The sequence below is a fragment of the Thermotoga profunda AZM34c06 genome (assembly GCF_000828675.1).
Classification (GTDB): Bacteria; Thermotogota; Thermotogae; order Thermotogales; family DSM-5069; genus Pseudothermotoga_B; species Pseudothermotoga_B profunda.
Map to the genome: position 1 here is coordinate 444,180 of NZ_AP014510.1, position 23,703 is coordinate 467,882.

Sequence of the window (23,703 nt, forward strand, 5' to 3'; positions counted from 1 at the left end):
CGTATTATGAAAATCTTTCTACGATAACTATAACACTAAAATGACTTTTTAAAGTGTCATAAAATAAAGGCCAAGTTTGGTATAAATGAGATAGAAAACAAAAAGGGGGTCTTCTATGAGAGTGAAGTTTTTACAGCGAGTTTTTCTTTATTCTGTTGGCGTGGTTTTCATTGCTTTTGGTTTGTTAACAGGAGGTTTGTGGCATCCAGTTGAATTGTATAGGAGCCTGGTGAGAATAGTGACCGTACCGGACTATCTTCTAACAGACTATATTGAAATAGGGGGTGTATCAGGGGCTTTCGTCAATTCTGGTCTTTTGATGGTTCTTTTCTCTTGGTTACTTCAACTTCTAAAACTTCCAGTTACTGGTTTGTCTTTCGCATGTGTTTTAACTGTTGGTGGTTTTGCACTGTTTGGGAAAAATATATTCAACGTATGGCCTATAATCATCGGAGTTTACCTATATTCGTTGTACAAGCGTGAACCGTTCTCCAGGTACATTTACGTATCTTATTTTGGTACGGCCATTTCACCTCTTGTAACGCAACTTGCATTTTTTTTGCCAGTTGGTGGTATGGAACAAGTGATATTGTCATATGTTGTTGCGATAATCATTGGTTTTTTCTTGACAGACTTGGCTGCTCATTTTTTGACAACGCACAAAGGTTATAATCTGTACAACGTAGGTTTTACCTGTGGGATAATAGGTATGGTCGCAGCGGCATTCATGAGAACCTATGGATATGAAATACCTTCCAGAAAAGTCTGGTCAAGCGGGAACAATCTTTTGTTGTCGATCTTTATGTTTTTGATCTTTTTCTTGCTCACATATTATGGCTGGAAACTAAATGGAAAATCGTTCAAAGATTATAAAAAATTGATGAAACACTCTGGTAGACTTGTCACCGACTTCATCATTTTAGAAGGTTTTCCAACAACACTTATTAATATGGGGATCCTTGGTTTCATAATGACTTTGTATGTGCTTTTGACTGGTAGTCAGTTGAATGGCCCAACGATTGGGGGCATAATGACAGTCGTTGGTTTTGGAGCATTTGGAAAACATCCAAAAAATGTCTTGCCGATTCTAATAGGGGTGACTATTAGTGCGGTAACCAACAAATACAGCCTCAGTGAACCAAATAATATTCTGGCTGCGTTGTTTGGAACAACGCTTGCCCCAATAGCTGGCGAATTTGGACCAATATGGGGTGTAATAGCTGGTTTTGTCCATACTGCCGTGGTAAACAATGTGGGATTTTTACACGGTGGTCTCAATCTCTACAACAACGGATTTGCAGGAGGTTTGGTTGCCATGTTTTTGGTACCACTCATTCGAGTTTTTCATAAGGGGGCGGAGTAGGTAATGCCAAGAAAGATAGAGATCGTCACAAAGCTATCTTCACAGTTGATGAGATTTCTTTTCTCGAGATCTGCCAAAAAATTGAATATAGATATAGATATAAAAGAAGATGAAATTTCAGCCAAAATAGAGTCTAACGTTACATTGAATGATCAGGATCTACATCTTCTTGAGAGCTATTTGAAAGTTGAAAGCCACGAAGAAATGGCTTATTACTATCTGCCATTGGCTGGTGAATATGGTTCAGACGAGGATATGATGCTCATTTCAATGTTGGTGAACTCGGTGGAAATTGATTATGATAAGGAAAAGCTTCTTTTAAAAATAAAGTTCCTTGTCCATTCACGATGAAATGTGGAGTTGTTTTAAAGTGATATGTATGTGTTATAATACTGATACCAAAATCACGCGTAGGGGGTGTTTAAGAGGATGCGAAAGTTAGTTGTTGGACTTGTACTTATTCTTGCCGTAACCTTTAGTTTTGCAGCACTTGGTTTTAAGATTGGTGTTGTAACGGGTACAGTTTCACAGGGCGAAGATGAGTATCGCGGTGCGGAAAATGTCATAGCAAAATATGGTAAAGAGATAATCCATGTCACTTATCCAGACAAATTCATGCAAGAGCAGGAGACAACGATTGCGAGAATAGTTGAACTTGCTTATGATCCAATGGTCAAGGCAATAGTAATTTGCCAGGGTGTACCTGGAACAGTTTCGGCTATAAGAAGAGTCAAGGAATTCAGACCTGATATGATCTTTGTCGTTGGTGTGGCACATGAAGATCCCGAACTCGTTGGTTCGGTAGCCGATGTTTCATTCCAAACCGATGACTTGGGTCGTGGTGTTACGATAATCGATTTGGCTTACAGCATGGGCGCAAAGAGATTTATCCATTATTCTTTCCCAAGGCACATGAGTTACAAGCTCCTTGCAGAAAGACGCGATATCATGGAGAGACGTTGTAAAGAACTCGGTATTGAATTCATATTTGTTTCCGCTCCAGATCCACTTGGAGAACAAGGTTTGACTGGCGCACAGCAATTCATTCTTGAAGATGTCCCGAGGCAAATCGCGAAGTACGGAAAGGATACTGCATTCTTCTCAACGAACTGCGGTATGCAAGAACCTCTACAAAAGGCTATTTTACAACATGGTGGAATATATGCTGAACCATGTTGTCCATCACCAACACATGGTTTTCCGGGTTCTCTTGGCATAGCAATTCCACCTGAAAAGAAAGGCGATATTAACTACATACTCAAGGCTGTGAATAGTAAGATAGTTGAACAAGGTGGAGCTGGCAGATTTGCAACATGGCCCATACCAATTAACATGGTCTTCGTCGAGGCTGGCGTTGACTTGGCAGTGGAACTCGTCAAAAAGACTGTGAAGGCAGACGATATGAATGGTGTGAAAGCCATCTTTGACAAAGTGATCTCCCAAAAGGTTTCTGGATATGGTCTAAAGTCCATAAGTAGATATCCAAATGCAGGTAATTATTATCTTGTAATATGTGATTCGGTCATCTTTGGAAAGACTCAATTCTGATGAGTATGGATATTTAATTGCTTTTATTGAAGATGTCGGCTTTAACGCCGACATCTTTGATTTATGGGAGGAATGTGTGTGGAAAAAGTCCTTGAAATGAAGAACATCAGCAAATCTTTCTACGGTAACCAGGTCCTCAAAAATGTGAATATCGATTTGATGCCTGGTGAAGTTCACGGCCTTGTTGGAGAAAATGGTGCTGGTAAGTCCACTTTGATGAATATCCTTTTTGGAATGCCTGTGATTCATTCAACTGGCGGTTTTGAGGGAGAAATATTCATAAATGGTCAGAAGGTTAACATTGATTCTCCAAGAAAGGCTATGGAACTTGGCATAGGTATGGTTCACCAAGAATTTATGTTATTGCCAGGATTCACCATTGTAGAAAACATCAAACTCAATAGAGAAATAACCAAGAGTAATATTATCAGCAAGGTTTTTGGAAGATCTCTGGAGACTCTTGACTTCTCATCAATGAGAAAGGATGCAAAAGAAGCACTTACTTCAATTGGTATGAATGTCGATGAATTCTTGCCCGTTGCAGGACTGCCCGTTGGTCACAAACAATTCATAGAAATAGCCAGAGAAATAGACAAGAAAAATTTGAAATTACTTGTTCTTGACGAGCCAACAGCGGTCTTATCAGAGACAGAGGCTGAAAAACTTCTTGATGCAGTTAAATTTCTTTCTTCAAAAGGCATATCAATCCTTTTCATATCTCACAGGCTTGTTGAAGTGCTGAAAGTTTCTAACAGAATAACTATCTTAAGAGATGGGATTGTCGTTGATCAGGGATCTGCCTCGTCTTTTACGATATCTGAGATCGCGGAGAAAATGGTTGGACGAAAATTAGATTCAGTTGGTTTGCCATTTAGGAAGAGAGAACCTTCAGAAGCGGACATAATAATGTCTATCAAGAATTTGAAAGTAGAGATGCCAGGTGAGAATGTGAAAGATTTCAGTATAAATATTCGAAGGGGAGAAATACTCGGTATAGGAGGACTCGCAGGTCACGGGAAACTCGGTATAGCAAATGGCATAGCGGGTATATTCCCCGCAGTTGGAGAGATTTTGTTTGAAGGTAAACCATACAAGTTGAACGATCCAGCTTATGCTTTGAAAAACGGAGTGGTGTATCTATCTGAAGATCGTAGAGGTGTTGGACTTTTACTCAACGAATCCATAGAAATGAACATAGCAGCAACAGCAATAGAGGCATTTGATGAATTTACAAAGCGACTCCTTGTCTTCAAGGTGTACGATAAGAAAACAATCAGAGAACATGCACTCAAAATGATCAAAGAACTTGATATAAGATGCAAATCTCCCACTCAACCAGTTAGGAGATTGAGTGGTGGAAATCAGCAAAAGGTATGTTTAGCCAGAGCTTTTACTTTGAAACCAAAAATTCTTTTCGTGTCAGAGCCGACGAGGGGCATCGATGTTGGGGCAAAGAAACTTGTACTTGACCATCTGGTTAAGATGAATAGAGATTATGGTATCACAATAGTTATGACATCGAGTGAACTTGCCGAACTCAGAACAATTTGTGACAGAATAGCCCTTGTTGCCGAGGGAAGACTTTCTGCAATTTTACCACCAGATGCATCCGATGCGCAATTTGGACTCGCAATGGCTGGAGAATTACAGGAGGTGGATGCAAGTGAATAAACTCTTTGATTTTCTAAAGCGTATGGACATACCAACTTTGATAATCTTCATCTTTCTCATAGGCCTTTTTGTCTTGGCTGCCTTTACGAATGTCTCAATCCCATCTCTAATAGGTGATTCGTTGAAGAGAATCGGGATGAACGGTGTTTTAGTGCTTGCGATGGTACCAACTATAAGATCTGGTATTGGTCCAAATTTTGGTCTTCCAATTGGAATAATCGGTGGACTCATCAGTGCGTTGATCAGTATGCAACTTGGTCTTGTTGGATTCACTGGTCTTTGGTTTTCTGTATTACTGGCTATAGCATTTTGTACAGCCATTGGTTTTGCTTATGGTTGGCTTCTCGAAAGAGTTCGTGGGCAAGAGATGATGGTAGGAACATATATGGGTTATTCAATAGTTGCATTCATGTCTATTATGTGGTTATTGTTACCTTTCTCCAATCCCGATATGGTCTGGGCAATTGGTGGTAGGGGGTTGAGGTATACATTGACTCTTCAGAATTATTTTGGGCAGGTATTGAACAATTTCTTGAAATTCAAAATTGGAGGGATTGAAGTACCAACTGGATTGTTACTATTTTTCGCAGGTAGTTGTTTTGCCGTTTATTTATTTTTCAAAACGAGGTTAGGTCTTGCCATTGATTTGACAGGTCAGAATGAACGCTATGCGATAAGTTCGGGTGTGAACACAAAAAGAGCAAGATTGATTGCTGTAACATTTTCCACGATCATAGGTGGTGTCGGGATCATAGTATATGCACAGAGTTATGGTTTCTTACAACTATATCAAGCTCCGTTGTTCATGACCTTTCCTGCAGTGGCTTCTATTTTAATAGGAGGTGCTTCCATAAGGAGGGCTTCTATAACAAATGTCGTTGTTGGAACTGTCGCTTTTCAGACACTTCTGACGATAGCTTTACCTGTCCTGAGTCAAATAACAAGGGGAGACATAACAGAAGTTATGAGATTAATTGTGAGCAATGGAATGATTCTATATGCACTAACCAGGACTCCAAAGGAGGCGAACTGAGATGGAAAAATTAAGAAAAATCTTACTATCAAACGCAGTCCCCATAGCCTTTTTGGTTCTTTCCATCTCAGCGGTTTTGATTGCAAAGATACCTCCGTTGTTTTTGTTAAGTGAAGTTGTCCGGCGACTCAGTAGAAATACCTTTTTAGTGCTTTCGCTTCTTATACCAGTAGTTGCTGGAATGGGTTTGAATTTTGGTATCGTTCTTGGGGCTATGGCTGGACAAACAGCGATGTTCTTCGTGGTAGATTGGAAGATGAAAGGTATACCAGGAATTGTCGTATCTATGCTCCTTGGATCGGCTATAGCAGTCATCTTGGGATGGATTGTGGGACTTGTTCTAAACAGGGCAAAGGGTAGAGAGATGATCACATCGATGATCCTTGGCTTTTTTGCAAATGGGGTTTATCAGTTAATCTTTTTATTCTTTATAGGCTCGATAATTCCGTTTAAAACGAAACAATTTTTACTCCCTGAAGGTGTCGGTTTGAGAAATACAGTAGACCTTTATGGAACTATTGCATCGGCCTTGAACAAACCCTGGACAATTCAAATAGGAACTGTGAGAATTTTTATGATACCGATACTCATAACAGTTATTCTTTGTTTTTTCATATACTTTTTGTTCAAAACAAAACTCGGTCAAGATATCAGAGCGGTAGGTCAAGATATGCACATAGCTGAGGTTGCTGGGATAAATGTGAACAGGCTCAGAATAATATCGGTGATTATGTCCACAGTTCTTGCGGCAATAGGTCAGATCATATACCTGCAGGATATAAGTACCATAAATACTTATAACAGTCACGAGCAAGTTGGGCTGTTCTCGATTGCTGCATTACTCGTTGGTGGTGCGTCGACAAGGAAGGCTTCTATCTGGAATGCGATAATAGGTGTTTTGTTGTTTCATACCCTATTTGTTGTTGCGCCGAGTGCTGGAAACAAATTGTTTGGACAACCTCAAGTTGGAGAATTTTTCAGGGAATTTCTTGCTTATGCAGTAATAGCATTTGCACTTGCAATGCATGGTTGGAGTGCAAAAAAGCAAAAGCATTAGCGTTTGATATTTGATAAAAAAGGGCCTACCAGGCCCTTTTTATTTTTCTTCTTTCATACTGAAGCCTTCCATAAATGTTTTTTGAAAGATGAGCAACATGATCAGAGGTGGTAACATTGCCATTATTGTTCCTGCCATTATTATGTTCCAGTCAGCGGCTTGTGCTTCAGATGCTAAGAGTATCTTTATGCCTATTTGTACTACTCTCATTTCCTTAGTAGTAGTTATCACAAGAGGCCAAAGGTATTCATTCCATATGTAGTTGAATTCTATCAAAAATAAAGCTCCCATATTTGTCTTCGAAAGCGGGACAAGAATGTGCCAGAGAAATCTCATCGGTCCAGCACCATCGATTCTCGCGGCATCGGCGAGAGATGATGGGACAGTGAGAAAAAGCTGTCTAAACAGGAGTGTACCAGTTGCACTTGCAAAGAACGGTATTGTCAATGCGTAATAAGTGTTAACCCATCCAAAGGTTTTCATCATGTCATATGTTGGAAGAAGTCTCACAGGTAATGGCAACATGTGGGTTATTAATATCAATCCAAAAAATAGATACTTACCTTTAAAGTCGCCAAAATAAGTAAAGGCAAAGGCTGCAAGAATTGAAAAACATATCTTTGCCACAGCAACTACGGTTGCGGTGAAAGCGCTGTTGAACATCAATCTACCCATGCCAGCATTTTTCCAAGCTTCCTTCATATTTTCAAACAAGTGACTGCTTGGTATGAATCTTGGTGGGTAACTGTAAGATTCTACCGAGTTTAATGTTGCCATAACGAATGCATAATACACCGGAAACATTACCAAAAGTGTCAGGATCGTCAGTGTTGTATATACTTGAGTTTTTTGCCTTTTGTAAGCCTTCACGCACATCACCTAACCATAGAAAACTCTTTGTTGGGTGTATCTGAATTGTAGGACAGTCAGTATCGTTACAAAGATAAACAGCACAACGGACTGTGCTGACGCAAAACCAATATCTATAGCTATAAAACCATCCCTGTACAGTTTGTAAACCAGTACCTCAGTTGCATTACCAGGACCACCTTTAGTCATGATATCGATCAAGCCGAAAACCTCGAAAAAAGCATAGAGCATATTCATTATGAGCAAAAAGAATGTCGTCGGCGAAAGTAAGGGCAAGGTCACTCTGATAAATCTTTTTATCCCATTCGCACCGTCTATCGCAGCCGCTTCCAGCAATTCATCTGGAACGGCTTGTAAACCCGCAAGATAAAATATGATGTTATATCCCATCATCTTCCACACAGCAGCGATAATGACAATAGCCAAAGCCAAATTTCCATCGTTCATCCAGTTGATTGTTTTTCCTGTGAGAAGTTTTATCAGATAAACTACTGGACCTGTTGCTGGATTGAACATCAGAGCCCATACGGTGCCTGCAATCGCTGGAGAGATAGCATAAGTCCATATGAAAAAGGTTCTGTAAATCGTCATTCCACGGAGTTTTTGGTTAAGTAATGCTGCAACTATGACACAGAAAACAAGGCCAATCAGAACCACTGAACCCGCAAAGATCAACGTTCTTATCAAGCTATCAACATAGGCTGTTGAACTAAAGAGTCTTGAGAAATTTCCAAATCCCACAAAGATCCGACGATCACCAAAAGGTGATACTCTGAAAAAACTCTGGTATATTGAACGAATCGTTGGTATCAAAAAGAAGACCACAATTACCGCTATTGATGGTAAAAGAAGGATATATGGCATGATTCTATTTGGGAATTTGCTGTGCACTCAGATCACCATCCAAACTAAATCAAAAAGGGGGCAAAAAGCCCCCTGTGATTTATTTACCATACAGAGAGATGTAATCTTTAAGAATCTGGTTACATTGTTTTGCCGCGTCATCGAGTATTGATTTTGCTACTTTTTCAATATCTGGTCCTTTGTATTGCAATGCTTTCTCAAATGCAGAATCTACAACATCTCTTATTGCTACGAAATTGCCCAATCTCACACCCTGAGATTCAGGTCTGTTGATTCCACTCAAAATCTGTAAGAAAGCAGTTAGGTGATTTGGATGTTCTGAAAACCAACCTTCATCGAGAAGTCCTTTTAAAGCACTATTGCTTGTTGGGAAATAGCCTGTTGACTTGTGCCATTTTTGAGAGACCTCTGGTTTTGCAACGTATTTCAAGAACTCCCAAACTGCTTTGTAATCATCTTTTGGTTTTCCTTTCATGACCCAAAGAGTTGCACCACCAATAACAGAATTTCCCTTTGGATATCCTGGGATTCTCGGTAGGAAAGTCGTACCGACTTTAAAGTTGGCTTTACTTTCTATAGAGCCAACCGAAGATGTGGATTGAATCAACATTGCCACTTGACCTGCCAAAAATGCATTGTTGGCATTGTACTCCCTTCCACCATAAACAAGAACGCCATTTTGCGCCCATCTAATCCATTCACTGAAGACTTTAACACCAAAATCTTTGTTGAAATAAACCTCGCTTGCCTTTGCTTTTCTCCCATTTTCGTTATTCGCATAGAATTGTGCATGAAGCGCGTGCATTTGTTCGAAAACCCATGCAGGCCATCCAAAGGCGATTCCGCCTAAGGCAGCCTTTGATTCAACTATTTTCTTTCCATATTCGAAGACTTCATCAAAGGTTGTTGGGGGTTTATTGGGATCAAGACCAGCCTTCTGGAAGATATCTTTGTTGTAGTATAGAATAGCTGTGGATGAATTGAATGGCATTGAATAGAGTTTTCCATCAACGGAATAATAATTTAGAATGGGTACCACTATATCTCCCCAGTCAAAATCTGGTTCCGCAAGCTCAAAAACTGGCACAATAGCACCACTGTCAAGCATTGTCTGAAGGCCAACTTCGTATACTTGAACTATGTGTGGTTGTGTATTGTTTCTGTAAGCTGCAATGGCTTTGGTGAGAGTTTCAGCATAGCTTCCTGTGAATACCGCGACAACTTCGATATCTGGATGAGTTGCATTGAAGTCTTTCACGATTTGTTCAAGAGCCGTGAGGTTTGCTCCACTCATAGCATGCCAAAGTGTTATGGTTGTTTTAGCGAGTGTGAGACTAAAAAGGGTGGCTAAAGATACAATTATCAAAACCAACCGCTTCATACCTACACCCCCTGCTCGGATTTTGTGACATCTCTATTTTACATTTTTCTTTTTGATGAAATCAAGGTATCTTGCGTGTATCCCAAAACAACTAAAAAAACAGGAGAAATAACCTCTCCTGTGGGGGAATAATCATATTATTTTTTTATCCAAGAACATCTTGAAAAAGATCTAAAGATGGCATATTTGTTTGATCTTTTGCATATAGTTTTTTAAACGAGTATTTTCATAGAATCATTTGATTGGAAAACAAAAAACATCTGTCTTTTTCATATTCAGTTTTATCAATCCAAGCAAAGATGACCCAAGAGATTAGACCTATGGCAATATACGATGGGGTATTTTCCCAGGATCCTGGTTGGCGCCTTCCATTATATAGTATACGATGTTACATCCTTAACAATACAATCCCTTTGCCCTTGTATTGTGATTTTGATATAAAAACTCTATGTTCTTTCAGTATCCATCTTTGTCTTGGAACTTTGTTGAGTATAACTTTTGGTGGATTTGTTTTTGTGATTTTAACTGGTTTTTTTGCTTTTACCTACTTTTGATTTTGGAACAATCATAGGATCTAAAAGTTTTCTAAAAAGAGATCTTTCAATCTTTGATAGAGCTTTTTGTATTTATCATAAAGTTTTTGATACCTCTCGTTGTTTTCACCGGAAGGCACAGTGATATCCTTTACTTTGAACCAATCTTTAGAGACCTTGATGGGATTTTTACCCGTAAAACCAGAAAAGGCAAGAATCGCTGCACCATAAGAAGCGCCCTCATTGACAAGGGGTCTTTGTATCTCAGATCCTAATATATCTGCCAAAATGGCAACCCAAATGTCACTTTTTGCTCCCCCACCTGCTATTCTTATGTTTTTTACAGGGACATCAAGTTCTTTGATTATTTCAAAAGAGTCTTTTATACCACAAGCCACTCCTTCAAAGATAGCTCTAACCAAATCCCATTTGTTGTTATATGAGGATAATCCAAAGAAAACACCGCGTGCATTTGGGTCTTTATGGGGAGTTCTCTCGCCATTCAGATAGGGTAAGAAGATAACACCATTTGAACCAACAGGAACTTTATTCACTTCTCGATTTATAGTTTCATAGTCTTCGATCAGGAACTTTTCTTTGAACCATTCTAAAGAATAAGTTGCACAGAGCATTACTCCCATGTGGTATTTTGTCTGAGGTATGGTGTGAACAAAGAAGTGAACCCTACCTTTTGGGTCGGGTTTATCTGCAAGCGTCGGAGCAACGACTGTTCCAGATGTTCCCAAACTTATCATCACATCACCTGGGGTAGTTACACAAACACCAAGTGCCGCACATGCATTATCTGCACCACCAGCGACGATCAAAGTTTTTTCATCTAAATCCAATTCACGGGCAATTTGTTTCTTGATCGTTCCGATTATCGAATGTGAATTGACTATCTTTGGAAGTAGTGTCATTGAGATGCCAAATGTATTCAAGATATATTGACTCCAGTTCATGCTGTAGATGTCGTACATTACTGTTCCTGATGCATCCGAATGTTCTGTTGCAAATTCACCAGTGAGCATATAATTTATAAAATCCTTTGGTAGCAGAATTTTATCGATCTTACCGTATATCTCACCTTCATTTTCCTTAATCCAATAAAGCTTCGGCAAGGTGAATCCAGTTAGAATAGGGTTTGCCAGAACCTTCAAAACCTCTTCTTCTCCACCAAGTATGTTGGTTATTTTTTTACACTGCTCAGATGTTCTTTGATCATTCCACAATATGGCATTTCTCAGAATCTTTCCGCTTTTGTCAATAGCTACTAAACTGTGCATTTGACCACTTGTTGATATTGCGCAAATTGTTCCATTTAACTGTCTTGCTTTCTGTGAGAGTTTTTTGATCACATTTTTTGTGGCATTCCACCATTCAAGGGGATCTTGTTCGGACCAACCGGGTTTTGGAGTTTGCAAAGTGAGTTTTTCATTCTCAATGGTGTATATTTTTCCGTGTTCGTCTGTCAAGATACCTTTAATTCCTGTGGTACCGAGGTCTAATCCAGCAAAAAAATCCATTTGAAAACCCTCCTATTTGACCTTTTCAATGATATCTTCTATCGCTAAAACAGCTGCACCCACAAGGTTTGAGCTCACAGTCTCAAAAATCGTTGGTCTGATCCTAAGTTGTCTTGTGGCATCTCTGAGTGCTCTTTTTTTGACTTCTTCTTCTATGGAGTTATAGAAATATTCACCCAAGTCCTGTACCTCACCGCCAAGAATTATTAACTGTGGATTTATGATATTCACTATATTTACGATTCCAATAGCGATATTTTTTGCAAAATCTTCGAGAATTTTCCTGCTGTCTTTTTTTCTTTTCAATGAGCTGAATTTTTCTATTGCATTCTTTCCTTGTAATTCCCCTTGGTAACTTTTTATCGCCCAGTTAATTGACGCAACAAGCTCCCAGCATCCTTCATTAGAGCAATGGCATTTTTTATCTGAGCGTATATCGACTGTCATATGCCCTGCTTCGCCTGCTGTAAAGGATGGTCCTCGATATATTTTTCCATCTAAAAGTACACCTGTTCCAACACCTTCTCTGATCACTATGAAAACAGCTTCTTTGACTTCTTTTAAATCCTTTGAATGATATTTTTCAGCCATCATTGACAGATTAGCTTCATTGTCTGCGAGAATTGGTATATCTACATCCAGGAATTCATTTATTGATATATCTTGCCAGTGAAGGTTAGGAGCCAAGAGAATTCTATTTTCAACCATATTTACCATACCGGGTATGGAGAAAGAAATTCTTGTTATCTTGCGCTCTTTTTGCATTTTGCTATATATCTCTTTTACCTTTTTGAAAAACTCTTTGGGATGTTTTGGTGTCTCAAAAGATCCACCTAAGTCAACCTTGCCATCGAAATAACCCAAACCAAATGTGGTTACATTCACACCAAGATCAAAGACAAGGCTTACAGAGGCATTTTTATTCAAGTCGAGCAACATCCTTCTTCGACCTGGGGAGTTCTTTCCAATTGTGCCTTTTTCTCTTATATAACCATCGTCGATCAGTTCTTTGGTTAATCTCGTGACACTACTTGGTGTTAGATCAGTGATGATAGATATCTCAGCACGCGAAATGGGATGATTCTCATGTATGAGTTTAAGTATATTTTGCTTGTTTAAAACTTTTATCCTTGGTGAGTTATATTTCAACGGCTTTTCCCTCCTTAAGTAGGATTCATCTTTTCATGGAGACTGTTGTTTTAACGAACTTCAATTTTTCCAATATATGGAAAGAACTACCTCCCTCATGACCATTGTATGGATAGATTTTAATATCTTTTTCGCCTGCATAGTGATTGTAAGCAGCAAAAATTGTTGATGGTGGACAGATATCGTCCATAAGTGCTACTGAAAACAAAGCAGGGCATTTCGCACGAACTGCAAAATTAATGCCATCGAAATAAGAGAGGGTTTTGAATACTGTTTCGATTTTGTCAATATGAATTTTGCAATATCTTGCGATTTCTGCATAAGGCATCGAATCTGTTATCTGAACTGCTCTTTTATAATGGCATAAAAAAGGAACATCACAGAGTAAGGCTTTGATTTTCGAAGACAATGCACTCACAGCCAAAGCTATTCCTCCGCCTTGACTTGCACCACAAGAGATTATCATCTGTGAATCTATTTGTGGAAGAGAGCTAACGGCCTCAACAGCCATAAAGGCATCCATGAACACTCTTCTGTAATAAAAGGTTTCTGGGCTCATTATGCCTTTAGTCATAAAGCCTGGATACTGTGGATCTGACGGGTAATCTTCTTCATAATCTGGTGTATCACCCTTCAACCAGTTGCTACCTTGCCCTCTTGTATCCATTACAAAGTGCGCATACCCTGCTGCACTCCAGAGCAACCAGTCGAATGGAAATCCTCTTCCACCTCCATAACCAACAAATTCAACTATACAGGGTAATTTTCCATTTCTGAGCTTTGGCAAAATCAACCATCCTTTTATTTTTTGTCCTTTGTAACCAGAGAAAGTCACATCGAAAACCTCAACGTTCTGTAAATAAAAATCTACTTTCTCAAGATTTGGTTCTTGGAAATACCTCCTTGTTTCATGAATCGTTTGTTTCCAGAAATCATCGAAATCTTTTTCTTCGTATCTTTGCGGCAAATATTTTTTAAGATCTTCCAATGGCATATCAAAATAAACCATCATATTACCTCCACATCGCTAAAGAATTTTCTGAGATCTCCAAGTTCTCTTTTCTCCCCTATGACTTCAAACTCTCCAGAACATCTTATGTCGTCTGAAGAGCTTCCTATCATAGCTTTAAAAACACCAGGTTCAACGACCAATTTCATATCTCTGTCGTAATAAGCAAGCATATCGGTATGAATTTTGAAAATGATTGTTTTGCTTTCTTTTGGTTTGAGCGTAATTCTTTTGAAACCCTTCAATTCCTTTAAAGGTCTTGTGACAGATGTATGTTCTCTTGTCAAATATAATTGAACTACCTCATCACCTTCTACCTCACCAGAATTTTTCACATCGATTTTTATTGTCACTTGTCCAGCTGATGGGACTTTCTGTGGTTCTATGACGAGATTTGAAAATTCAAATGTAGTATATGAAAGGCCGTGACCAAAGCTGAACAATGGTTCCACAGATTCATCAACGTAATCTTTATGCCAATGCGATCTACCTCCTGAGGGTTTCACGTCGTGGTGAACAGGAATCTGTCCAGCACTCCTTGGAAAACTTATTGGTAATTTTCCACCTGGATTGACTTTTCCAAATAGGACATCAACCAGTGCCTTGCCTCCTACTTCACCAGGCAGCCACATTTCGATTATTGCGTTCACTTTGTTCACTATGTTTTTCAACGAGTATGGTCTACCAGTCACAAGAACCAAGATTATTGGTTTGTCAAGTTTTGCGATTTCAAGAATCAATTCTTCTTGAACGCCTGGCAGTTTCAGGTTAGCACTATCCCTTGATTCGCCACTTGTGCAATCTTTGGTTAAACCTGATTTATCTCCAACAACCACAATAGCAACGTCTGCGTTTTCTACCGTACGCAGTGCCTCTAAAAAACCACTGGTAGAATTGTCTGTAACATCACATCCCATAGCGTACGTAAATGTTATGCCTTCAGTTTTCATGGAATCGAGTATACTTGGTATTTTTTCGATGTTCTCATTGACAATTTTTTCCACATCCTTGAGATTGAATTTTGGCATATTGAAAGTCGTTTGATTGATGTTATCGAGCAACACTTTTATGTGAGCCAGGTATGCATAATCTCCCAGAAAATTTCTTACCTGAGATGCACTCGGACCTAAGAGGGCTATTTTCACATCTTTTTTCAATGGGAGAATACCGTCATTTTTGAGCAATACGATCGACTTTCTTGCTATTTCAACTGCTATACTATAGTGTTTTTTCAGTTCGACTTTTTCTGTATCGACATAAGGTTTATCGAACAACCCGAGTATGAACTTTATTTGCAATACCCTTGATACAGCTTGATCAATGGCACTTTCCGATATGAATCCTTGTTCAACCAATTCCTTCAGAGTCGCGTAACAATCTGTCTTTGGCAATTCAATATCGATACCAGCTTGCAAGGCGTATTTTGCTGCCTCTTTTTTGTCTTTCGCTAATCTATGGTATTCTCTGAGCATATCTATTGCAAAATAATCCGACACGACTATGCCATTGAACCCCCAATGCTTTCTCAATGTATCGGTGAAAAGTTCTTTTGAAGAAGCACAAGGAATGCCATCTATTTCACTGTATGAATTCATAATGGATAGAACTTTTGCCTCTTTTACCGCTGCCTCAAACGGAAACATGAATATCTCTCTGATTTCTCTTGGAGGGATATTACTCGGTGCCCAATTCTTTCCACCTTCAGATGCACCATATCCTACGAAATGTTTTGCAGTCGCTATTACACCTTTTTTGATGTCTTCACCTTGGAGGCCTTTGATATATGAAACACCCATTTTCGCAACAAGATAAGCAGATTCTCCAAAACTTTCTTCCGTCCTTCCCCATCTGGGATCTCTAACAACATCAAGGACAGGGGCTAAACCTTGATGAATTCCCATATTTCTCATATCATTTCTGATAGTACTCGTCATCTTTTCGATCAATTCCGGATCCCATGTGCTTGCCATCGCTATGGGTTGTGGAAAATTAGTCGCACCAAGTCCCATATAGCCACTCAAACACTCTTCATGCATGATGGCAGGTATACCGAGTCTTGTTTGCTCAATCAAATATCTCTGTACCTGATTGACCAATTTTGCAACTTCCTTTGCAGATAGATTAGTAGCACCACCAGGTCTTGTGATATGTCCTATACCGTTTTTCAGTAAAGCTTCTGCTCTTTCACTTGAAAAATTTCCTTGATCATCTAACAATTCATAACTCCAAATCGAACCCAATTGGGCAATCTTTTCATCGAGGTTCATTCGCGACAAAAGGTCTTCCACTCTCGATGAAATTGGTATATCTGGATTTTTGTAAGGTGGAACTGTCATATTGATTCACTCCTTTCTTGACTGTACAAAAAGCATTTGACTATTACTTGATCCACTTGATAATACGATGGTGGCTGATCGTGACATACCTTCATTGCTTGAGGACACCTTGCTGCAAATCGACATCCAATTTTTTTGTATTCTTCTTCCTCAAATTCGGTTATCTTCACTTTGTCGGTCCACCTTCTTTTCGGATCAGCCTCAGGAACAGATTCTCTGAGTAATTTTGTGTATGGATGTTTGGGGTTTAGAAGCACTTTCTCAGCCGGTCCAAACTCAATCAAATTACCGCGGAACATGATAGCCACTCTGTCACTCACATAATAAGCTGTGGTTAAATCATGAGTGATATAAAGAACGCTCAGACCAAATTTGTCTCTCAATTCTTTGAAAAGATTCACTATAGACATTCTCAGCGAAGCATCGACCATGGAAACAGGTTCGTCGGCAATCAACATTGAAGGGTTTGTCAGTAAAGATCTTGCTATAGAAATTCGCTGGAGTTGTCCCCCAGAAAATTCACTTGGATATCTTTCTATGAATTCATCGAAATGAACACCCACCGCATTCAGTTTTTCTTGAATTAAACGATCAGCTTCCCGACGGTTTTGTGTGATTCCAAAGTTATGAAGTGTCTCATAAAAATAACTATCGACCTTTCTCAATGGATTGAAAGTAGAAAAGGGGTTCTGGAAAACTGCCTGTATTTCTTTTAGAAAATTCATTTTTTCTTGCCTATTGCGCCTGTTAATTGGTTTTCCTTTGTAATTCACCACACCAAAAGTAGGCTCTTCAAATCCAAGGATTATTTTTGCCATTGTGGTCTTCCCACAACCACTTTCGCCGGCTAATGTCAGAATTTCTGATCGTCCTATATCGAAAGAGACATTGTCGATAGCTGTTATTTTTATTCGTGAAAAAATACTTCCAATTGAGAAAATCTTCGTAAGGTTTTTGATTTCAATGAGTTTTTGCATATCCTTGTCCCTCCATTAACCAGCAGGCGGCCTTATGTTTATCCGAATATTCTCTCAGTGGTGGGAATTGTTCTTTACATATCGATAAACTATATGGACATCTTGGATGGAAACTACAACCAGATGGTATGTTGTAAAGCGATGGTGGACTACCTGGTGCACTTTCTTTTTTGGTTTTGTCTCCGAACTTTGGCAGAGAGTTGATGAGGTATTTTGTATAGGGATGTAAGGGATTGTCAAAAATCTCAATTGTAGGAGCTTCTTCGACTATCTTTCCGGCATACATAATTGCAAGTTGGTCAGCTACATTCGCATGTATACCCATATCGTGGGTTACGATGATCAAAGTGTTCTTCTGCTTTGACTGAATGTCTTTTAAAAGTTGAATAACACCCCTTTGGGTTACAACATCCAAAGCAGTGGTAGGTTCATCTGCGATTATTAAAGTCGGATTCAACAAGGTCGCTAAAGCTATGGTGACTCTTTGTCTCATCCCACCTGACAATTGATGGGGATAAGCATCAAGTACTTTCAAAGGAAGACCAAGTTCTTTTATATGCTGCTTTGCAATTTCATAAATCTGATCTCTATTTTTTCCTTTCACGTGACTACTCAAAAAGTCTTTGAAAGTTTCTTTGATCTTGGTTACAGGGTTAAGAACACTCATTGAACCTTGGGGAACATACGAGACAAACGACCATCTGAGTTTTCTTCTTTCTTCATTTTTAATTGAATAAACATCGATCTCTTTATCGTTGTAGTAAAATACTTTTCCATCCACCAATCTCAATGGTGGTTCTATGATTGCAAACAAGGTTTTCAATAAAGTTGTCTTGCCACAGCCACTTTCACCCGCTATGCCATAAACAAGACCTTTTTGTATCTCTAAATCAATATTGTCCACTGCTTTGATGATTCTTTGTTTTCCATAAACGTCCAAGATATAATACGCTTTCAATTCTAAGGCTTTCATAACTAAATCCATATCGACACCTCATTTTCTGCCAATTCTCTGAATTCTCATACGTGGATCTAAGTATTCACTTATACTCACCGATAGCAAATAAAGTGCTATGAAAAGAAGTACAGCGGTAACAACAGGTGTTGAAATCCACCACCAATAGCCGAGCAACATCGCCTGGTAATTGATTGCCCATTGAAGCATGGTACCGATCGTGGGTATTTCAAGATTAGATACGCCAAGAATTGCAAGGACTATTTCCATACCTATAGCCCAAGACATGTTTCCAATAAATGTGGCAAAGACGAGTGGAATTACAAAAGGCATGTATTCTTTGAAGATAATTGAAAATGTTCCAGAACCAGATAATATAGCGGTGTATGTGAAATCTCTTTCCCTCAAACTTAGAATTTGGGATCTAATTACACGTGCATCCCAAGCCCAGCCAAAGAGACCAAGTAGTAAACCAAGAGTGACAAGAGTCATTCTTGCTCTCATCATCGTTGCAAATAGAACTATTATTAAAAACAGAGGTATTATCAAAAACGAATCACTCATGAACATCAGAATCTTGTCTGTTTTTCCACCCTTGTAACCTGCAATCATACCAATTACGATTGCAATGATTCTGGAGATGAATCCAGCCAATAAAGACACGGTGAGAGAGTTTCTAACGGCGAAAGTGAGTATCCAGAAAACATCCTGCCCCATAGAAGTCGTACCAAGAACATGAGGCCATTTTGGTGGTAAATCTCTTGGAACGAGGTTCCATCTATATGGATTGTAAGGTGAGAAGAAAGATAATACTGTCAGAACAATGAGTATCAAAACAATTAGAAACGCAAATCTAAATCTTAGGTCACGCAGCAAATCTTTTAATACATTCATTCTTTCAACTCCTTACCTATACCTTACTCTGGGATCAAAGAGTGGATAGAGAAGATCGATGAGTAAAATACTTGTCGTGATGACGAAAATCGATATTACAGTTATACCCATTAGCAGATTGTAGTCACCGGTAAAGATGGCGTTGTAAAGGAGTGTACCAAGTCCCGGATAAGAAAAAACAATTTCTGTAATCAATGATCCACTGAATATCTGACCTAAGGAAAGCGCAAGGCCAGTTATCTGTGGTAACATGGCGTTTCTTATTATGTATTTATTGACAATTCTCGCTTGTGTAACTCCACCTATGTTGGCATAGGTCACGAAATCTTCTGACTTCACTGTCTGAACCACTAACTTCATGGCTTGAAACCAAGTGAAGAAACCTATCAATATCAAGGACATGGCAGGAAGAAATGCGTACTTTAAGAGAGTAAGGATGGTTTGCAAACCAAATTTAATCTGTCCACCTATTAGATATCCTCCACCTAATGGAAAAATTGGGAAGATATAGGCGAACAACATGAGTAAACTCAGAGCTAATATGTAATAAGGCATCGGCCTTATGATCATCGCTATTATATCGATCACTTTAACCCAACGTCTGTTGGAAAAATAAGCGGCAAGTGCACCGAATATATTTCCCAATATCCAAGAAATGATTGTAGTTGTCAAAAGTAAACCGATAGTCCACGGGAGGGATTGCTTGATTAGAGAAATTACAGGTACTGGAAACTGATAATAAGATGGACCAAAATCACCGCCAAGGAAGCGGCGCCAGAATGAACAATATTGTTGCCAGAGGCTTCCCTTTAACCCATATAATTCCTTCAAAGTGTCTATTAAGTTGTTGAGAGTTTTTGGGTCAAGATATGTACCTCGAGATGAAATTTGACCGATCAATTGTTGAATAGGATCTATTGGAAGAAGTCGTGGAATAATAAAAACCATCGTTATGCCAACGAAAATTACCAGAAAATATATGAAAAGTCTTGGTAGAAGATATCTTTTCACAAAGTTCAAGAGCCCAGTCCCTCCTTTAACTAACCTGAATGCCAGGGCCTTTACGACCCCGGCAAGATGGGAAAGATTACTTTCTACCTGTTGGTTTCAAGAATGGTAACATGTACTTGAAATTCGGCCAGTGATGGTATGGCTGAGCATACATGTTTTCTGCACCAGGATAATTTGTCCAGTAATATTCATCCCAAGCTATGACTCCAGGATAGTTGAATGTTGGTATACCAGGCATTTCCTTGATCAATAACTTGAGCCCTTCAACACCAAATGCAATTATTGAATCTGTGTCATTCCAATCTGTTTCTCTCAGTTTGACTATGATTTTGTCCAGTTCGGGATTAGTCCATCTGCCATAGTTCCCCCAAGGTGCATTTTGGCCAATTGGCACTAAATATTCAGAGTTGAATGGGTCTAAGACTCTGTAAAGATCTGGATGACCACCCCACGGTTCTGCTGCGGGCCAATCTGTAGTAACTTCAAATTCTCCCCTCTGTCCAAGAGTCGCGAGCGCATCCGAAGTTACGACATTTGTGTCGATACCGAATTTCTTCCAAGCTTGAGCGAGTGCAAAACCATTTCTGTAACTTGGATGTGCTGGGTTAGTGGTTGTCAGAATCGTGATTGTCCAAGGACGACCATCGGGCAACAACCATTTACCGGATTTATCTCTCTTAAAGCCGTTCTTTATTAGGAGTTTCTCTGCAACATCTGGTGCGTACTTGTACCAACCTGGTCCGAATACTTTATTTATGGTTTCTTCATCTGTTGGTACCGTGTATCCTCTGCTCTTTACATATTCTGCCAACCTCTTGCCAGCTGTGGGATCATATGGTTTGAATTTTTCACCGTTACCAAGATCAATTTCGAATTCTTTCAACCACTTGTCGAGTTTTGTGTAATACCAATCATAATAAGCAGAAGTCAATGGCACATGTATTGGGCTGAGTGTCACAGCTCCGTCGAATGCATTGGCCGCGTATTCAACAATGTCTATTGCCAAGGTAAGAGCCCATCTGACTTCTGGGTTATTGAATGGTGCCCTCGCGTTGTTGAACATCAATCCCGTGACACATGGATCGATGTTAACAGTCCATGGGAAGTCTCTTCTCCAAGCTCTTGCGGTGTTTACTCTTTGTAATACAGCTCTTAGAGCTTCCATAGTCAGATCTGCTGCGTCAAGTTCGTGTTGAGCCATTGCCAAAACTTGTCTTTCTGTTGTTCCGAAAGTTTGAATGAGTACAAATCTTGGAGCAGGTTTTCCATAGAGCATACCGGTTGGAGTTCTGTTCCAATCTTCTCTTCTTTCCCAAAGTGTCCAATATCCACCTGGGTCGAAATCTTTCAATACATAAGGTCCAGTTCCAACTGGTGGGTTGAATTCGAAAGTCAACGGGTTCTCTACTTTCTCAAAGATATGTTTTGGAAGGATTCTCAAAGCTCCCCATCTGTCAAGTAAATAAGTGTGAAATCTTGAATTAGGAACTGTGAGTTTTAACAAGACTGTGTAATCATCGATTTTAATTGCTTCTTTGACTGCTTGCATTTGAGAATTGTAGTCCATGCCAGGTGTGTTTTTGACGAGTGTGATTGTATAAACAACATCGTCTGCCGTGAATGGAACACCATCGCTCCAGTAAACTCCTTTTCTGAGTTTGATGGTGAGCTCTGTGAAGTCTTTGTTGTAAATTGGTGGTTCGGCAGCAAGGGCATTGATAATTTCTCCTGTTGCATACTCGACACACCAGAGTGGTTCAAGTAGCAAGTTTTGGATTCCTCTGTCTTGTGATCTCCAACCAGCCCAAAGGTTGAAATTTCCCGGTGTCCCGACACGTCCCGTCAGTTGATTAGCAATAAATGTTTCATTACGAGGAATACCCGGAGCAAGTTGTGAAAATGCTATGATGACTGTTAGAGCAAGGATTAGAAATGATACCAAACGCCTCATTGAAACGCACCTCCCCTTATGTGTTCCTTTCATTCTGTTTTTTCTTACCAGATGCGTAATACATTATTTCTTCTTGAGTGACTCTCTTTTCTCTGTTATCAAGAACAGCTGTTATTTGTCCTTCCCACATAACAACTATTCTGTCGCTTAAATTCAATATTTCAGGTAGTTCCGATGAAATCATTATTACTCCCTTTCCTTTAACTGCAAGTTCTCTTATCATTCTGTGTATTTCAGCCTTTGTTCCAACATCAATTCCTCTTGTGGGTTCGTCAAAGATGATTATCTCTGAATTTGTTGCTAACCATTTTGAGAGAACAACTTTTTGCTGATTGCCGCCTGATAAGTTCTCGACAACTTGATGGATAGATGGTGTTTTCACAGAAAGTCTTTTTACAAACGATTCAGAAATATCTACTTCTGTCTTGTCGTCAAGAATAAATTGAATTTTGCTGATTTTCTTGAGAATTGGTAGACATATATTGTCTTTAACTGTCATTCGAAGGATTAAGCCTTGTAGTTTCCTATCTTCTGGTATCAAACCTATGCCATGTTTGATTGCTTCATGAGGAGAATTTATTTCAGCTTTTTTTCCATTTATATATATTTCTCCTGCTTCCTTTTTATTTATACCAAACAGTAGATGCATCGTTTCAGTTCTTCCGGCACCTATCAATCCAGCAAAACCAAGCACTTCTCCCCTTCTGAGAGTGAAAGAGACATTTTTCACTTTGTTCTCCCAAGTCAAATTTTTCACCTCAAGTAGTACATCTTGCGGTTTTGTCTCCACATGTGGAAAATATTCAATATCTCTACCGACCATTAGACGAATTATGCTATCTGCGTTGAATTCATTATTTTGTAATGTTCCAACCCTTTTTCCATCTCTCATCACGATTATTCTGTCGCTGATTTCCATCACTTCGTCGATTTTGTGGGAAACGAATACAACAGATATTTGTTTATCTTTGAGCATTCTAATGATTTCAAAGAGTTTCTTAACTTCTCCCACGGCAAGGGATGAGGTTGGCTCATCCATGAAGATTATCCTTGGTGAGCGCGTCAAAGCTTTGCAAATTTCAACCATTTGCCTTTGCGCGGTGCTCAGATTTCGAACCAATGTTTGTGGTGAAAAACGAGCACCTATTATTTCTAACAATTCTTGAGCCTTATGTTCCATGCTCGAATCATCCACAATACTTGTCAAATTGTACCTTTTTCCTTTGGTTATCTCATAACCCAAAAATAGATTTTCAGCGACTGTTAAATTGTCACAGACATTGAGCTCTTGATGAATGACACTTATTCCATTCTTGAAAGCATCTGAAGGATGGTGAAATTCTATCTTTTCACCATTTAGAGAGATTTCGCCTGCGTCTTTTCTATACACACCAGAAAGAACCTTTATTAAGGTTGACTTTCCAGCTCCATTTTCACCTATGAGGGAGAGAATTTCACCTCTATGAACTTCAAAATCTACCGCATCGAGTGCCAGAACACCAGGAAATCTTTTTGTAATTGCTTTTGCTGTGAGGAGTTCCAAAAACTGTCACCTCTTCCAACGGGGGCAAGACT

At 39.2% G+C, this 23,703-nt stretch carries 19 protein-coding genes; 6 read left to right on the forward strand and 13 right to left on the reverse strand.

The features are described 5' to 3' along the window. The first annotated feature begins 115 nt into the window (after positions 1-115). The 6 genes from TSP02S_RS02105 (at position 116) to TSP02S_RS02130 (ending at position 6,672) form a co-directional block, all read left to right on the forward strand. Positions 116-1,363, forward strand: a complete 1,248-nt coding sequence (locus TSP02S_RS02105; protein WP_041081519.1) for a DUF1576 domain-containing protein — start codon at positions 116-118, stop codon at positions 1,361-1,363. Between the two features lie 3 nt (positions 1,364-1,366). Next, positions 1,367-1,714, forward strand: a complete 348-nt coding sequence (locus TSP02S_RS02110) for a hypothetical protein (protein ID WP_041081520.1) — start codon at positions 1,367-1,369, stop codon at positions 1,712-1,714. A gap of 78 nt (positions 1,715-1,792) precedes the next feature. Next, on the forward strand, positions 1,793-2,911 hold the full coding sequence (locus TSP02S_RS02115; protein WP_041081521.1) for a DUF3798 domain-containing protein: 1,119 nt from the start codon (positions 1,793-1,795) through the stop codon (positions 2,909-2,911). Between the two features lie 78 nt (positions 2,912-2,989). Further along, positions 2,990-4,582: a sugar ABC transporter ATP-binding protein gene (locus TSP02S_RS02120; RefSeq protein WP_082025868.1), complete on the forward strand. Its 1,593-nt coding sequence runs from the start codon at positions 2,990-2,992 to the stop codon at positions 4,580-4,582. Then, the gene (locus TSP02S_RS02125; RefSeq protein ID WP_198407757.1) at positions 4,575-5,615 is read left to right on the forward strand and encodes an ABC transporter permease subunit; all 1,041 of its coding nucleotides are present in this window, start codon (positions 4,575-4,577) and stop codon (positions 5,613-5,615) included. Before TSP02S_RS02120 ends, TSP02S_RS02125 begins: the two co-directional genes overlap by 8 nt. Before the next feature lies 1 nt (position 5,616). Further along, positions 5,617-6,672, forward strand: a complete 1,056-nt coding sequence (locus TSP02S_RS02130; protein ID WP_041081526.1) for an ABC transporter permease subunit — start codon at positions 5,617-5,619, stop codon at positions 6,670-6,672. 39 nt (positions 6,673-6,711) lie between these two features. On the opposite strand, the gene TSP02S_RS02135 is transcribed toward TSP02S_RS02130, so the two are convergent. From TSP02S_RS02135 to TSP02S_RS02195, 13 genes are all read right to left on the reverse strand, one after another. Then, positions 6,712-7,542: an ABC transporter permease subunit gene (locus TSP02S_RS02135; RefSeq protein WP_198407758.1), complete on the reverse strand. Its 831-nt coding sequence runs from the start codon at positions 7,540-7,542 to the stop codon at positions 6,712-6,714. 9 nt (positions 7,543-7,551) lie between these two features. Next, positions 7,552-8,406, reverse strand: coding sequence for a carbohydrate ABC transporter permease (locus TSP02S_RS02140; RefSeq protein ID WP_198407759.1), 855 nt, complete (start codon positions 8,404-8,406; stop codon positions 7,552-7,554). Between the two features lie 79 nt (positions 8,407-8,485). Then, positions 8,486-9,787: an ABC transporter substrate-binding protein gene (locus TSP02S_RS02145; protein WP_041081530.1), complete on the reverse strand. Its 1,302-nt coding sequence runs from the start codon at positions 9,785-9,787 to the stop codon at positions 8,486-8,488. 574 nt (positions 9,788-10,361) lie between these two features. Beyond that, entirely contained in the window at positions 10,362-11,846 is a 1,485-nt protein-coding gene (gene xylB, locus TSP02S_RS02150) for a xylulokinase (RefSeq protein ID WP_041081532.1), read from the reverse strand. Positions 11,847-11,858: 12 nt separating this feature from the next. Next, positions 11,859-12,995, reverse strand: coding sequence for an ROK family transcriptional regulator (locus TSP02S_RS02155; protein WP_041081533.1), 1,137 nt, complete (start codon positions 12,993-12,995; stop codon positions 11,859-11,861). A gap of 25 nt (positions 12,996-13,020) precedes the next feature. Then, positions 13,021-14,004, reverse strand: coding sequence for an acetylxylan esterase (locus TSP02S_RS02160; protein WP_041081535.1), 984 nt, complete (start codon positions 14,002-14,004; stop codon positions 13,021-13,023). Then, on the reverse strand, positions 14,004-16,340 hold the full coding sequence (locus TSP02S_RS02165) for a glycoside hydrolase family 3 N-terminal domain-containing protein (protein ID WP_041081536.1): 2,337 nt from the start codon (positions 16,338-16,340) through the stop codon (positions 14,004-14,006). Before TSP02S_RS02165 ends, TSP02S_RS02160 begins: the two co-directional genes overlap by 1 nt. Continuing rightward, positions 16,337-17,317: an ABC transporter ATP-binding protein gene (locus TSP02S_RS02170; protein ID WP_041081538.1), complete on the reverse strand. Its 981-nt coding sequence runs from the start codon at positions 17,315-17,317 to the stop codon at positions 16,337-16,339. Before TSP02S_RS02170 ends, TSP02S_RS02165 begins: the two co-directional genes overlap by 4 nt. Then, entirely contained in the window at positions 17,301-18,302 is a 1,002-nt protein-coding gene (locus tag TSP02S_RS02175; protein ID WP_041081540.1) for an ABC transporter ATP-binding protein, read from the reverse strand. Before TSP02S_RS02175 ends, TSP02S_RS02170 begins: the two co-directional genes overlap by 17 nt. 9 nt (positions 18,303-18,311) lie before the next feature. Next, a complete protein-coding gene (locus TSP02S_RS02180; protein WP_041081542.1) occupies positions 18,312-19,166 on the reverse strand; it encodes an ABC transporter permease in 855 nt (284 codons plus the stop codon). A gap of 12 nt (positions 19,167-19,178) precedes the next feature. Further along, a complete protein-coding gene (locus tag TSP02S_RS02185; protein ID WP_041081543.1) occupies positions 19,179-20,186 on the reverse strand; it encodes an ABC transporter permease in 1,008 nt (335 codons plus the stop codon). A 67-nt stretch (positions 20,187-20,253) separates the two neighbouring features. Then, the gene (locus tag TSP02S_RS02190) at positions 20,254-22,128 is read right to left on the reverse strand and encodes an ABC transporter substrate-binding protein (RefSeq protein WP_041081545.1); all 1,875 of its coding nucleotides are present in this window, start codon (positions 22,126-22,128) and stop codon (positions 20,254-20,256) included. 16 nt (positions 22,129-22,144) lie between these two features. Further along, positions 22,145-23,671 (reverse strand): sugar ABC transporter ATP-binding protein, encoded by a 1,527-nt coding sequence (locus TSP02S_RS02195; protein WP_041081547.1) that lies wholly within the window; start codon positions 23,669-23,671, stop codon positions 22,145-22,147. Positions 23,672-23,703: the final 32 nt, after the last annotated feature.

Excerpts from the sequence above, each read along its gene's own strand:
- TSP02S_RS02105 (WP_041081519.1), top strand. The coding sequence starts at position 116 with ATGAGAGTGAAGTTTTTACAGCGAGTTTTTCTTTATTCTGTTGGCGTG.
- TSP02S_RS02110 (WP_041081520.1), top strand. The coding sequence starts at position 1,367 with ATGCCAAGAAAGATAGAGATCGTCACAAAGCTATCTTCACAGTTGATG.
- TSP02S_RS02115 (WP_041081521.1), top strand. The coding sequence starts at position 1,793 with ATGCGAAAGTTAGTTGTTGGACTTGTACTTATTCTTGCCGTAACCTTT.
- TSP02S_RS02130 (WP_041081526.1), top strand. The coding sequence starts at position 5,617 with ATGGAAAAATTAAGAAAAATCTTACTATCAAACGCAGTCCCCATAGCC.
- TSP02S_RS02140 (WP_198407759.1), bottom strand. The coding sequence starts at position 8,406 with ATGCCATATATCCTTCTTTTACCATCAATAGCGGTAATTGTGGTCTTC.
- TSP02S_RS02145 (WP_041081530.1), bottom strand. The coding sequence starts at position 9,787 with ATGAAGCGGTTGGTTTTGATAATTGTATCTTTAGCCACCCTTTTTAGT.
- xylB (WP_041081532.1), bottom strand. The coding sequence starts at position 11,846 with ATGGATTTTTTTGCTGGATTAGACCTCGGTACCACAGGAATTAAAGGT.
- TSP02S_RS02160 (WP_041081535.1), bottom strand. The coding sequence starts at position 14,004 with ATGGTTTATTTTGATATGCCATTGGAAGATCTTAAAAAATATTTGCCG.
- TSP02S_RS02165 (WP_041081536.1), bottom strand. The coding sequence starts at position 16,340 with ATGACAGTTCCACCTTACAAAAATCCAGATATACCAATTTCATCGAGA.
- TSP02S_RS02170 (WP_041081538.1), bottom strand. The coding sequence starts at position 17,317 with ATGCAAAAACTCATTGAAATCAAAAACCTTACGAAGATTTTCTCAATT.
- TSP02S_RS02175 (WP_041081540.1), bottom strand. The coding sequence starts at position 18,302 with ATGGATTTAGTTATGAAAGCCTTAGAATTGAAAGCGTATTATATCTTG.
- TSP02S_RS02180 (WP_041081542.1), bottom strand. The coding sequence starts at position 19,166 with ATGAATGTATTAAAAGATTTGCTGCGTGACCTAAGATTTAGATTTGCG.
- TSP02S_RS02190 (WP_041081545.1), bottom strand. The coding sequence starts at position 22,128 with ATGAGGCGTTTGGTATCATTTCTAATCCTTGCTCTAACAGTCATCATA.